Here is a 13,239-nt window from a genome sequence, read left to right as displayed (position 1 = left end):
GCGAAACAGGCAGCGATGCGGCATAGCTGATAGAATCCGCCGCGTATTTACCTAAGAGGATTGTTTCATGGCCACTAACCGTTCCCGCCGTCTGCGCAAAAAACTGTGTGTAGACGAGTTCCAGGAATTGGGTTTCGAATTGAATCTGGACTTCAAAGAAGATCTGGATGACGAGGCAATCGACGCATTCCTCGATGCTTTCCTGACTGAAGCCATGGACGCCAACGGCCTTGACTACGTTGGCGGCGACGACTTCGGCTTGGTCTGCCTGGCCAATCGCGGCTCGGTCAGCGAAGAGCAGCGCGCTGCTGTCGAAGCCTGGCTCAAAGGCCGTGGCGAACTGACCAAGGTCGAAGTCAGCCCGCTGCTGGACGCCTGGTACCCGGACAAGCCGATCAACCCGGCTGTCTGATACCCGCTGTCGATAGATGAAAAGGCCATCCCTTTGAGGATGGCTTTTTTTTGCCACCAATTCATCGACCTGGACCAGCTTTGCGTCGAACGGGACGCATAGGCGGCGCGCTTGGGGCATAATGCGCGCTATATTTTTCAAGGGGGCAGTCATCTTTCCACGCCCCGTTTTTTCACCCCTCGCCTGCAGGGTTTTCGCACACATGATCAAATCGCTTCGCCCTCTGCTGTTCGCCGGTCTGCTCCTGCCGCTGGCCATGCCAAGCCAGGCCGCTCCCGTCAACACCACCCTGTCGCCCAAGGTGCAGCAGGCACTCAAGACCAACAAGCTGCAGGATTCGGCATTGTCGCTGGTGATGCTGCCGCTTGACGGACCTGGCACCGCGACTGTGTTCAATGCCGATGTCTCGGTCAATCCGGCCTCGACCATGAAGCTGGTCACCACCTACGCCGCGCTGGAACTGCTCGGTCCCACTCACCAGTGGAAGACCGAATTCTTCACCGACGGCCCGCTGAGCAACGGGGTGCTCAGTGGCAACCTGTATCTCAAGGGCGGTGGCGACCCCAAGCTGAACATGGAAAAGCTCTGGCTGCTGATGCGCGACCTGCGGGCCAATGGCGTGCGCACCATCACCGGCGACCTGGTGCTGGACCGCAGTCATTTCGTGCAACCCAACCTGCCACATTTCAACGATGATGGCGGCGATGTGAACAAACCCTTCCTGGTCAAGCCCGACTCCCTGCTGGTCAACCTCAAGGCCTTGCGTTTCGTGGCTCGCAATGATGGCGGCAAGGTCCTGGTCTCGGTGGAGCCGCCAATCGCCAGCATCCGCATCGACAATCAGGTCAAGGCCGTGGCATCGACAAAGTGCACGGGCGACGTGCGCTACAACCCCGTTACCCAGCCCGGCGGTGTCAGCGTGACCGTCACCGGCCAGCTCGGCGAAGGCTGCAACTCGCAGACCTATCTCGCGCTGCTTGACCACTCGAGCTACGCCGCAGGCGCGGTACGGGCGATCTGGAAAGAGCTGGGCGGTACTATCCAGGGCGCAGACCGCGTCGAGAATGTGCCCAAGGGCGCGCGCTTGCTGGCCCGGGCATTCTCGCCAGACCTGGTCGAGATCATCCGCGACATCAACAAGTACAGTAACAACACCATGGCCCAGCAGCTGTTCCTGAGCCTGGGTGCGCAGTTCCGTACCGATGCCGATGGCGATGACGCCCGCGCGGCGCAACGTGTGGTACGCCAGTGGATGGCCAAGAAGGGCATCACCTCGCCGCACCTAGTGATGGAAAACGGCTCGGGCCTGTCGCGTGCCGAACGGGTCAGCACCCGCGAGATGGCGGCTCTGCTCCAAGCGGCCTGGAAGAGCCCCTACGCGGCGGAGTTCATCAGCTCGATGCCGCTGGCCGGTATGGACGGGACCATGCGCAAGCGGCTCAAGCGCACCGCCATGACCGGTGAAGCGCACATCAAGACCGGTACGCTCAACACTGTGCGTGCCATCGCGGGGTTCAGCCGCGACAGCAATGGACATACATGGGCAGTGGCAGCGATCCTCAACGACCCCAAGCCCTGGGGCGCCTCGGCGGTGCTGGACCAGGTGTTGCTGGACCTGTACCGCCAGCCCAAGCTGGTGAACAGCACGGCCTCCACGACTCCTTGAGGTAGAGTCCGCAGGGGCCGCGTCGCGCCGCAACGCCGGGCCATTGTGCCGGGACGCCGGACCGCGCGAAAGGGCCGCAAAGCGCCCCCATTGGAGGAGCGGCCTCGTGTCGCGAAAGGGCCGCAAAGCGGCCCCAAAATCGCAAACCCGACACAGCAATTCGAGACTGCAACGCGCCCCCCTTCTACAAGCACACAACCCGCCCCCCTGCGTCCCGGCACAAGGCCGCTCCTACAACGACCCTCAGCGCAACTGCAGGCGCCAGGCCTTGTGGATGCGGCTGTTACGTGAGAAGTCCGGATCCAGGGTCTGGGCACTGATTTCTTCCACCGCGTACCGCTCCCCCAGATGCTCGTCGAGCAGGAACTTGCGGAAGTTGTTTGAGAAATACAACACGCCGCCAGGCGCCAGACGGGCCATGGCCAGGTCGATCAGCTCGACATGGTCGCGCTGCACATCGAACACGCCTTCCATACGCTTGGAGTTGGAGAAGGTCGGCGGGTCGATGAAGATCAGGTCGTAGCTTTCCCGACACTCCTGCATCCAGGCCATCACATCACCCTGCTCCAGACGGTTCTTGTCCGAGAAACCGTTCAGCGAAAGGTTGCGGCGCGCCCAGTCCAGGTAAGTCTTGGACAGATCGACGCTGGTGGTGCTGCGCGCGCCGCCCTTGGCCGCATGCACGCTGGCGGTGGCGGTGTAGCAGAACAGGTTGAGGAAGCGCTTGCCCGCAGCCTCGCGCTGGATGCGCATGCGCATCGGGCGGTGGTCGAGGAACAGCCCGGTGTCCAGGTAATCCGTGAGGTTGACCAGCAGCTTGACGCCACCCTCGCTGACTTCGCGGAACTGGCCTTGAGTGGCCTGACGTTCATACTGGCGGGTGCCGCTCTGGCGCTCGCGGCGCTTGAGCACCACGCGATCCTGATCAATGCCAAGCGCCTGGGGAATTGCCGCCAAGGCATCGAACAGACGCGCCTGGGCCTTCTCAGGGTCGATCGAACGAGGCGCCGCGTATTCCTGCACATGCACCCAGCCTTCATACAGGTCGACCGCCAAGGCGTACTCGGGCATGTCGGCATCATAGAGGCGATAGCAGCTGACCTGCTCGCGGCGGGCCCACTTGCCCAGCTGCTTGAGGTTCTTCTGCAGCCGGTTGGCGAACATCTGCGCACCCTCGCTCAGGCGCGCGGGCTCATGCGCGACTGGCGTCGGACGCGGCTGGTCGCTACCGGCCTGCTCAGGCTGACGCCGCTCACCGGTGACGAACTGGTCCGCGGTGACCTTGATCAGCAACAGCTTGCACGGCAGCGCGCCGTTCCAGAAGGCGTACTGCTTGTGGCTGCGAATGCCCATGCGCTTGCCCAGTTCCGGGGCGCCGGTGAACACCGCCGCTTCCCAGCCCAGGCACGCCTGGCGCAGGCGCTCGCCAAGGTTCTGGTAGAGATAGAGCAGGCTGGCTTCGTCGCCCAGGCGTTCGCCGTACGGCGGGTTGCTGATGACCAGGCCTTTCTGGTTCTGGTCTGGACGTGGCTCGAAGGTACCGACCTCACCCTGGTAGATCTTCACCCAGTCGCTCAGGCCGGCACGCTCGACGTTGTTGCGTCCTGGCTGGATCAGCCGTGGGTCAGCTTCGTAGCCGCGAATCCACAACGGCGGCTTGGCCATGCCGGCTTGCGCACGGGCGGTGGCTTCGTCGTGGACCTTGCGCCACAGGGCCGGTACATGGCCCAGCCATGCAGTGAAGCCCCAGCGTTCGCGCTTGAGGTTGGGGGCGATATCGGCGGCGATCATCGCTGCCTCCACCAGGAAGGTGCCCACGCCGCACATCGGGTCGGCCAGTGCGCCACCCTCGGCGGCAATCCGAGGCCAGCCAGCGCGGATCAGTACCGCAGCGGCCAGGTTTTCCTTGAGGGGCGCGGCGCCCTGCTGCAGGCGATAGCCGCGCTGGTGCAGGCTATGACCGGAAAGGTCCAGCGACAGGATCGCCTCGCCGCGATCCAGGCGCAGGTGCACGCGAACGTCCGGGTTGAGCTTGTCGACCGAAGGACGCTCGCCCTCGCGGTTGCGCAGCTTGTCGACGATGGCGTCCTTGACCTTCAAGGCGCCAAAGTGAGTGTTGTCGATCCCCGAGCCATGGCCGCTGAACTCCACGGCCAGGGTGCCGTCGCAGGCCATGTGGTCGTGCCAGTCAACCTCGTTGACACCGTCATAGAGGTCGTCGGCGTTCTTCATGTTGAAACGCTTGAGCACCAGCAGGACGCGGTTGCCCAGCCGTGACCAGAGGCACAGGCGGTAGGCGGTTTCCATGTCGGCGGTGCCACGGATGGCTGAGGTGTGTTCACGCACATCCTCAAGGCCCAGGCCGCGAGCTTCTTCAGCTAGCAGGCTTTCCAGGCCCTTCGGGCAGGTAAGATAAAGTTCGAAACGATCCGACATGAGCAAATCCAGAGCCTTGGGCAAGATGAAGTGACAGGGCAACGCATGCCCTGCCAATGTTTGCTCGAACGCCCTTCTTGCAAGCGTTCGAGTGGCAGCCTGGTAAGCCAGGTTTGCCGGGCCGCCAGATAAACCAGCTTTTTGCCAATGGCAAAGAAGCTTTGATTACCCGGCAGAACGAAAATTTCCGGCAAAAGGTCCGATTAATGACCCTTCGTCGCATTACTAAATGTTGCCGTCACCGCTTGGAAACAATGGCCAAATGAGGGCACGTGTCGCGTAAACCCCGATCATAGCGGGGTTTGCGTCAAACCGAGTTGCGACGCATTCATTTACTTATCTCTTCACCTTTGGAAAGGTTACGTCCTTATGACAAATCGATCATTCACACTGTGACCTGCATTGGTTAGAACTCGTATCAGGTTGTCACCGCAACGGGGCAACACTACCGCTCGCGACGCCGGCAGCGAGCGCAAACCGGCAGAAAGATTCTGCCCGGCCTCAAAGAGGCCGACGGGACATTACAGTCAACAAGTGAGGGCAACACCCTATGAGAAGACTTAAGCGTGATCCGTTGGAAAGAGCATATTCACGTGGCTACCAATATGGGGTCACCGGCAAATCCCGCGAGCTTTGCCCTTTTAATCTACCGTCAGTACGCCAGGCATGGATCAATGGCTGGCGCGAAGGACGCGGCGACAACTGGGACGGTATGACCGGCACCGCAGGGATTCACCGACTCAACGAAAATCACGCCGTTGGCTGAACGAGGATCTGATTTTATTCACCATGCGCGCCCCATCCGGGCGGCGGGCTAAGGCCCAGGGGCCCCTTCAGGGGGCCCTTTTTTATGCCAACGCCATCTACACCTGCTCGTGGCGAGGCAGCGCCGCGATGGCATCCACCGCTTCGCGAATCAGTGCTGGGCCCCTGTAGATGAAGCCCGAGTAGATCTGCACCAGGCTAGCGCCCGCGGCGATCTTCTGCGCGGCATGACGGCCTTCGGTGATCCCGCCCGCCGCGATGATCGGCAGCCTGCCGCCCAGCTCGCCGGCCAGCACCTTGACGATATGCGTGCTCTTCTCCAGCACGGGCGCGCCTGACAGGCCGCCCGCCTCGGCACCATGCTCCAGCCCCTCCACACCTTCGCGCCCCAGCGTGGTATTGGTGGCGATTACCGCGTCCATCCCCGAGTCCAGCAGCGCTGCGGCCACCAGAGCAGTTTCTTCGTCGCTCATGTCCGGCGCGATCTTGATGGCCAGCGGCACACGCTTGCCATGGGTGGCAACGAGTTGCTCGCGGCGCACCGCCAGAGCGTCGAGCAGTTGCTTGAGCGAGTCGCCGAACTGCAGGCTGCGCAGGCCCGGGGTGTTCGGCGAGCTGACGTTGACCGTGATGTAGCTGGCGTGGGCGTAGACCTTTTCCAGGCAGATCAGGTAGTCGTCCACCGCGCGCTCGACCGGGGTGTCGAAGTTCTTGCCGATATTGATGCCCAGGACGCCGTCGTAGCGCGAGGCGCGTACCCGGCCCAACAGGTGATCAACGCCCAGGTTGTTGAAGCCCATGCGGTTGATGATGGCCTGTGCCTCGGGCAGACGGAAGATCCGTGGCTTGGGATTGCCCGGCTGCGCACGGGGGGTGACGGTGCCGATCTCGACAAAGCCGAAGCCCAGCTGGGCGAAGCCATCGATGGCGGCGCCGTTCTTGTCCAGGCCCGCAGCCAGGCCGACCGGGTTGGCAAAGTTCAAGCCCATGACCGTGACCGGCAGCGCGGCTGGCCGCTTGCACAGCATGCCGTTGAGACCGAGGCGGCCACCGGCGCCAATCAGGTCCAGGGACAGGTCGTGGGAGGTCTCCGGAGAGAGCTTGAACAGCAGCTGGCGGGCCAGGGTATACATGGGCGGGCAAGACTCGACGTGAGTGAGGCGGCGATTATAGCCATCGCGCCGCCTCGGCGACAGGGCCTTGGCATATGGGTTGCTACAGACGTTGCACAGAGCCTATCAGTACTGGCGAGGATTTTCGTGAATACAGCACCTCCAGCAACCCCCCTGGCCTGGGTCAACGGCAGCGATGCGCCGGAGAAACCCGTCCTCGATATCGGTTTCATGGCCTTGTCCGACTGCGCCTCGGTAGTGGTCGCGGCGACCCAGGGCTTCGCCCAACCCTATGGCCTGACCCTGAATCTCAAGCGCCAAAGCTCCTGGGCTGGACTGCGCGACAAGCTGGTCAGTGGCGAGCTGGATGCCGCCCACAGCCTCTACGGCCTGATCTATGCGGTCCACCTGGGCATCGGCGGCGGCGCGGAAACCGACATGGCGGTGCTCATGGGCCTCAACCAGAACGCCCAGGCCATCAACCTTTCCGCTGCCCTGCAACGCAAAGGCGTGGTCAACCCCGAGGCACTGGCTCGACTCGTGCACCAGAACGGCGCACGACTGACCTTCGCGCAGACCTTTCCTACAGGCACTCACGCCATGTGGCTGTATTACTGGCTGGCCAGCCAAGGCATCCATCCGCTACGCGATGTCGACAGCGTAGTAGTGCCTCCCGCGCAGATGGTTGCGCATCTGCAGGCCGGGCGGATCGACGGCTTCTGCGTCGGTGAGCCCTGGTCAGCCGATGCCGTGGCACAGGGCCAGGGCTTCACCCTTGCCACGAGCCAGTCGATCTGGCCTGATCACCCTGAAAAGGTCCTGGGCTGCGCCCGCGCCTTCGTAGAGCAGTACCCCAACAGCGCGCGGGCGCTGGTCAAGGCAATCCTGGCCGCCAGCCGCTTCATGGAACAGAGCCTCGAGAATCGCCGCGGCACCGCGCAACTGCTGAGCGGCAGGGCATACCTGGACACCGCCGTGGGGCGCATCGAGCCGCGGTTGCTGGGCGACTACGAGGATGGCCTCGGCCACCGCTGGCAAGATCCGCACGCGCTACGCTTCTTTGACCAGGGCCGTTGCAACCTGCCCTACCTGTCCGATGGCATGTGGTTCATGACCCAGTTCCGCCGCTGGGGCCTGCTGCGCGACGATCCTGACTATCTCGGCGTCGCCCGCCAGGTCCAGCAGCTGGCGCTGTACCGCGAGGCGGCCGAGGCAGTGGGCGTACAGTGCAGCCAGCTGCCCATGCGCAGCAGCCAGCTGATCGATGGCAGCCGCTGGGACGGCAGCGATCCCCACGGCTATGCGCGCAGCTTCCACCTGCATGCCATGAACGAGCTGCCGACCGCTCGTGTCGGTCTGTGAAGGGGGCATGAGCATGCTGCGGATCCTGCTGATCGACGATACCGAGAAAAAAGTCGGCCGCCTGAAGGCTGCCCTCATCGAAGCCGGCTTCGAAGTGATCGACGCCGCCGGCCTGACTATCGACCTGCCCGCCTGCGTCGAAACGGTGCGCCCGGACGTTGTGCTGATCGATACCGAGTCACCGGGACGGGACGTGATGGAACAGGTGGTGCTGGTAAGCCGTGACCGGCCGCACCCGATCGTGCTGTTTACCGACGAGCACGACCCGGCGGTGATGCGCCAGGCGATCCAGGCCGGAGTCAGCGCCTACATTATCGAAGGCATCCAGGCTACGCGCCTGCAGCCGATTCTCGACGTCGCCATGGCACGCTTCGAGAGCGACCAGGCGCTCAAGGCCCAGCTGCAAGCCCGTGACCAGCAACTTGTGGAGCGCAAGCGCATCGAGCAGGCCAAGGGGCTGCTGATGAAGATGAAGGACTGCAACGAAGAACAGGCCTACACCCTGATGCGCCGCCAGGCGATGAGCAAGCAGCAGAAGCTGGTACAGGTGGCGGAGCAGATCATTGCGATGCAGGAGTTGCTGGGTTAGCCAGGACCCAGCGCATTGGCCCGGCTCTTGCTACTCATCTGAGACAGGCAACCAACGGCGGTTGCCCTTCCAACACGACAAAGACGTCGCTCGCCCCTCCCACCACCGGGAGATGGCAGCGGCGTCTTTTTTTGTTTGCCTGAGCGAGGTGCCCGATGAATACGAGCTTCTGGAAATCCGGCCATGTGCCCACCCTGTTTGCCGCCTTCCTGTATTTCGACCTGAGCTTCATGGTCTGGTACCTGCTCGGCCCACTCGCGGTGCAGATTGCCACCGACCTGCAATTGACGCCGCAGCAGCGGGGGCTGATGGTCGCGACGCCGATCCTGGCCGGAGCCATCCTGCGTTTGGCCATGGGTGTGCTGGTCGATCGCCTGTCGCCCAAGACCGCGGGCATGATCGGCCAGGTTATCGTCATCGTGGCCCTGGCCTGCGCCTGGTACCTGGGCATCCATACCTACGAGCAGGCACTGCTGCTGGGCGTGTTCCTGGGCTTTGCCGGCGCCTCGTTCGCCGTGTCGCTGCCGCTGGCCTCGCAGTGGTATCCGCCGCAGCACCAGGGCAAGGCCATGGGCATCGCCGGGGCTGGCAACTCCGGCACCGTGTTCGCCGCCCTGCTCGCCCCGGCGCTGGCCGCAGGCTTCGGCTGGAGCAACGTGTTCGGCTTCGCGTTGATTCCCCTGGTACTGGCGCTGGTTGTGTTCGCGCTGCTCGCGCGCAATGCCCCTGAGCGGCCCAAGCCCAAGTCCACCTCGGACTACCTCAAGGCCCTGGGTGACCGGGACAGCTGGTGGTTCATGTTCTTCTACAGCGTCACCTTCGGCGGCTTCATCGGCCTGGCCAGCGCATTGCCCGGCTACTTCAGCGACCAGTACGCCCTGAGTCCGATCACCGCAGGCTACTACACCGCTGCCTGCGTATTCGCCGGCAGCCTGATGCGACCTCTCGGCGGCGCCCTGGCTGACCGCTTCGGCGGCATCCGCACCTTGCTGGGCATGTACGCAGTGGCTGCGGTATGCATTGCCGCGGTCGGTTTCAACGTACCCAGCGCCACCGCCGCCCTGGCGCTGTTCGTCAGCGCCATGCTTGGCCTGGGCGCCGGCAACGGTGCGGTGTTCCAGCTGGTGCCACAGCGTTTTCGCCAGGAGATCGGTGTCATGACGGGACTGATCGGCATGGCAGGCGGTATCGGCGGTTTCCTGCTGGCCGCAGGCCTGGGCACCATCAAGCAACACACCGGGGACTACCAGATGGGCCTCTGGCTGTTCGCCAGCCTCGGCTTGCTGGCATGGTTCGGCCTGTACGGGGTCAAGCAGCGCTGGCGCACCACCTGGGGCTCGGCGGCCGTGACCGCAGCGCGCGTCTGAGCATCCCATGAGCCTGAGATTGAGCTTTGCCCAGGCCACCGCCACCGGCCCACGCGAGGAAAACCAGGATGCGCTGCGCCTGGTCACGCCTGCACCGGAGCTCGCCGCAAGCAAGGGCTACCTGTTCGCGCTGGCCGACGGTGTCAGCCAGTGCGCGGATGGCGGTCTCGCCGCCCGCGCGAGCCTGCAGGCGCTGGCTATAGACTACTATGCCACCCCCGCCACCTGGGGCGTGGCTCAGGCACTCGACCGGCTGTTGCTGGCCCAAAACCGATGGCTACGTGCCCAAGGTGCCGGGCAGCCCCTGCTGACGACCCTGAGTGCCCTGGTGCTGCGGGGCCGGCGCTTCACACTGGCGCATGTCGGGGATTGCCGGGCCTATCGCTGGGCATCGGAGAAGCTGCAATGCCTCAGCGAGGACCATGTCTGGGACCAGCCGGGCATGCAGCACGTGCTCAAGCGCGCCCTGGGCCTGGACCAGCACCTGCTGGTGGATTACCTGGAGGGCGAGCTGCAGCCGCACGACTGCTTCCTGCTGCTCAGCGATGGCGTCTGGGCGAGCCTTAGCGACCAGCAGATCCAGTCGGTGCTGCGCGATCAACCTGATCTGCAGCAAGCGGCTGACACCCTGGTCAGCACTGCCCACCTCAGCGGCAGCCAGGACAACGCCAGTGCCCTGCTGGTGCGCATCGACCAGCTTGGCCCAGTCAATCTTGGCGACACCCTGGCCCAGTTGCAGCAATGGCCGTTGCCGGGGCATTTGCGTCCCGGGCAGTCGATCGACGGCTGGCAGGTCGACTCGCTTGTAGCCCAAAGCCGTCAGTCGCTGCTCTATCGCGTGCGAGATCCGCAGCAGCACAGCTGGCTGCTGAAGACACTTCCCACTGCCCGCGAACAGGAAATCGGTGCGCTGCAAGGCTTGCTGATGGAAGAATGGTTCCTGCGCCGAGTCGCGGGGCGTCATTTTCCCGAGGTGCATCCGGCCAGCCAGCGCCAGCACCTCTACTACCTCATGCGTGAGTATCCAGGGCAAAGCCTGGCAGCGCTATTTGCCAGGCAGGGGCCGCTGCCACTGGCGCAATGGCTGGACCTGGCGCGCCAGCTGCTGCAGGCGGTGGGCGTGCTGCACCGGCGCAACCTGCTGCACCGGGATATCAAGCCCGAGAACCTGCACCTGGGCGAGGACGGCCAGCTGCGCCTGCTCGACTTCGGACTGGCATATTGTCCCGGCCTCTGCGAAGACCGGCCCTGCGAGCTGCCGGGCACGCCTTCATTCATCGCGCCAGAAGCATTCGACGGACAGCCGCCCAGTCCACGCCAGGACCTGTATGCCGTGGGCGTGAGCCTGTATTTCCTGCTGACCGGGCATTATCCCTTCGGCGAGATAGAAGCTTTCCAGCGCCCGCGTTTCGGCACGCCAGTCAGCGCTGCACGCTACCGGCCCGATTTGCCCGACTGGCTGCAACGCAATTTTGAACAAGCGGTGGCGGCTGATCCCGCCCAACGCTTCGAGACGGCCGAGCAATGGTTGCTGTTGCTCGAACAGGGCGACCGACAGGTGATCGACAGCCGCCCCCGCCCCCTGCTCGAACGCGAACCGCTGAAAGTCTGGCGCGGACTGGCACTGCTGTCGCTCGTCCTCAACCTGACCCTGCTGGTGGTATTGCTCAAAGGCTGAAAGCAGGCCCGGATCGACAAATCGCAGGCATAGAAAAACCCGGCCGAGGCCGGGTTTTTCGTGAAGCGTCAGACCAATTACTTGGCTTGGGCTTCTACTTGTGCTTCTACGCGACGGTTCACAGCGCGGCCTTCTTCGGTGGCGTTGTCAGCAACCGGACGGGTCTCACCGTAACCAACCGAGTCAACACGGCTCGATTCAACACCGTACTGCTGGGTCAGAACCTGCTTGACGGCGCCAGCGCGACGCTCGGACAGCTTCTGGTTGTAAGCGTCAGGACCGACGGAGTCAGTGTGACCTTCAACAGTGGTGGTGGTCTGTGGGTACTGCTTCATGAAGTCAGCCAGGTTCTTGATATCACCGTAGCTGTTCGGCTTGACAACCGACTTGTCGAAGTCGAACTTCACGTCCAGCTCGACACGTACGACTTCGGCAACAGCCGGGCAGCCGTCGGCGTCAACGGTAACGTTGGCCGGGGTGTCTGGGCACTTGTCGACGTTGTCGCACACGCCATCGTTGTCGCTGTCCGAGCAGACTTCGGCAACTGGAGCAGGAGCTGGCTCAGCCTGTTGCTTCGGGCTACCGCCGAAGTTCATGCCGATACCGACGCTTGGAGCCCACTCGGTGTCGCCCTGGTCGATGTTGTACTGCGCTTCGACGCCAGCACGAGCGTACAGCATGTCGGTGATGTACCACTTGGCACCGGCGCCAACGTTGGCGAAGGTGGAGTGGTCACGACCGCCACGGCCGGTCTGGCCCAGGCTCTGGTGCGAGAAACCAGCGGAAACGTACGGACGAATTGCGTCGTACGGGTTGTTGAAGTGGTAGACAGCGTCAAGGGCGGTATCGGAACCCTTGATGTTCTTGCCATCTTCGCCACGAACGTTGTGGACTTCATCGTAGCCCAGGCGCAGCTCGACGTCGTCAGTCAGGAAGTAACCGATCGAACCACCGAACAGGTTACCGTCGTTCTTGAAGTCGCGCTGGCTGTCGTAGTATTCCTTCTTGTAGAAGATCTCGGTTTCGACCGCGCCTTGGCCTTGTGCCAGAGCGCCGATCGAAGTAGCGGCTACAAGAGAACCAATGGCCAAGCCCAAGGTGTTTTTCAATTTCATCCGTTAAATCCCCATCTGGTGATAGTTAAGCAGTCCCACCAAAATCCGGGGGACAACTCGTCGGCAAGTCTAGCAGAACTCGCCAACTGGTTAGAGATATTTGCATCCCACTAAGTTTCAGTCAGACCGGCAAATTTCTCCCGGAGCTTGTCGAGCGCGCGTTTGTAACGCATTTTCGTCGCGCTCAGCCCCATGTGCATGATGTCTGCAATCTCCTGGAATTCGAGTTCCGCGACAAAGCGCAGCACCAGAATTTCCCGATCGATCGGGTTCACATACACCAGCCATTTGTCCAGCCCGCCTTTTTCTTCGGCCTTTGGTGCCTTCTCCTCGGATGCCTCTTCAACAGGATCCAGGCTCAAGGCGTCCATCAACCGACGCTTGCGTCGCTCCTTGCGGTACTGGGTAATGCACTCGTTGTAGGTGATGCTATAAAGCCAGGTCTTGAACTTGGATTTACCCTCGAAGTTCTTCAACCCGTACAGAACCTTCAGCATCACCTCCTGACAGACATCATCCGCGTCCCGGTCGTTCCCTAAATAACGCGCACAGACGTTAAAAAGGGTCCGTTGGTAGCGCCGCATGAGCTCCTCATAGGCGCGGGTAACGTGAAATAGCTCCTCATGCGAACGCGCCACCAACTCTTCGTCGGTGAGCTCGCGTGGGTCGTAGCGCGTGGGCAGCGAGTGAACTTTATTCAAAACGGATCTGGCCGACAGTCAGGTCAATGTCGCCGC

At 62.8% G+C, this 13,239-nt stretch carries 11 protein-coding genes; 7 read left to right on the top strand and 4 right to left on the bottom strand.

Going from position 1 to position 13,239, the window contains the following annotated elements:
• Positions 1-67 precede the first annotated feature (67 nt).
• Both AC0ZZU_RS13235 and dacB read left to right on the top strand, forming a co-directional pair.
• On the top strand, positions 68-412 hold the full coding sequence (locus tag AC0ZZU_RS13235; protein WP_158459057.1) for a YggL family protein: 345 nt from the start codon (positions 68-70) through the stop codon (positions 410-412).
• 202 nt (positions 413-614) lie between these two features.
• Positions 615-2,078 carry a D-alanyl-D-alanine carboxypeptidase/D-alanyl-D-alanine endopeptidase gene (dacB, locus tag AC0ZZU_RS13230; protein WP_476341245.1) on the top strand — a complete coding sequence of 488 codons (1,464 nt, stop codon included), beginning with the start codon at positions 615-617 and terminating at the stop codon, positions 2,076-2,078.
• A 243-nt stretch (positions 2,079-2,321) separates the two neighbouring features.
• On the opposite strand, the gene rlmKL is transcribed toward dacB, so the two are convergent.
• Entirely contained in the window at positions 2,322-4,514 is a 2,193-nt protein-coding gene (gene rlmKL / locus AC0ZZU_RS13225) for a bifunctional 23S rRNA (guanine(2069)-N(7))-methyltransferase RlmK/23S rRNA (guanine(2445)-N(2))-methyltransferase RlmL (protein WP_476341243.1), read from the bottom strand.
• Positions 4,515-5,064: 550 nt separating this feature from the next.
• Here rlmKL and rmf point away from each other — a divergent pair.
• The gene (gene rmf / locus AC0ZZU_RS13220) at positions 5,065-5,280 is read left to right on the top strand and encodes a ribosome modulation factor (RefSeq protein ID WP_003248687.1); all 216 of its coding nucleotides are present in this window, start codon (positions 5,065-5,067) and stop codon (positions 5,278-5,280) included.
• Between the two features lie 97 nt (positions 5,281-5,377).
• Here the strand turns inward: rmf and AC0ZZU_RS13215 are convergent, their stop codons facing one another.
• A complete protein-coding gene (locus AC0ZZU_RS13215; protein WP_476341241.1) occupies positions 5,378-6,412 on the bottom strand; it encodes a quinone-dependent dihydroorotate dehydrogenase in 1,035 nt (344 codons plus the stop codon).
• A 126-nt stretch (positions 6,413-6,538) separates the two neighbouring features.
• On the opposite strand from AC0ZZU_RS13215, the gene AC0ZZU_RS13210 reads away from it, so the two are divergent.
• The 4 genes from AC0ZZU_RS13210 (at position 6,539) to AC0ZZU_RS13195 (ending at position 11,387) form a co-directional block, all read left to right on the top strand.
• Positions 6,539-7,753 (top strand): CmpA/NrtA family ABC transporter substrate-binding protein, encoded by a 1,215-nt coding sequence (locus tag AC0ZZU_RS13210; protein WP_476341240.1) that lies wholly within the window; start codon positions 6,539-6,541, stop codon positions 7,751-7,753.
• Between the two features lie 13 nt (positions 7,754-7,766).
• Positions 7,767-8,342: an ANTAR domain-containing response regulator gene (locus AC0ZZU_RS13205; protein ID WP_476341239.1), complete on the top strand. Its 576-nt coding sequence runs from the start codon at positions 7,767-7,769 to the stop codon at positions 8,340-8,342.
• A 155-nt stretch (positions 8,343-8,497) separates the two neighbouring features.
• Positions 8,498-9,709: a nitrate/nitrite transporter gene (locus tag AC0ZZU_RS13200; RefSeq protein ID WP_476341237.1), complete on the top strand. Its 1,212-nt coding sequence runs from the start codon at positions 8,498-8,500 to the stop codon at positions 9,707-9,709.
• 7 nt (positions 9,710-9,716) lie between these two features.
• Complete coding sequence (locus AC0ZZU_RS13195) at positions 9,717-11,387, top strand: bifunctional protein-serine/threonine kinase/phosphatase (RefSeq protein ID WP_476341235.1); 1,671 nt, start codon at positions 9,717-9,719, stop codon at positions 11,385-11,387.
• A gap of 77 nt (positions 11,388-11,464) precedes the next feature.
• Here the strand turns inward: AC0ZZU_RS13195 and AC0ZZU_RS13190 are convergent, their stop codons facing one another.
• Entirely contained in the window at positions 11,465-12,502 is a 1,038-nt protein-coding gene (locus tag AC0ZZU_RS13190) for an OmpA family protein (RefSeq protein WP_476341234.1), read from the bottom strand.
• Between the two features lie 110 nt (positions 12,503-12,612).
• The gene (gene sigX, locus AC0ZZU_RS13185) at positions 12,613-13,203 is read right to left on the bottom strand and encodes an RNA polymerase sigma factor SigX (RefSeq protein WP_158459048.1); all 591 of its coding nucleotides are present in this window, start codon (positions 13,201-13,203) and stop codon (positions 12,613-12,615) included.
• Positions 13,204-13,239 lie beyond the last annotated feature (36 nt).

The sequence above is a fragment of the Pseudomonas sp. JE3303 genome, assembly GCF_056312565.1.
Note: the sequence above shows the minus strand (reverse complement) of the source record. Positions and strands in the feature narration are given on the sequence as shown.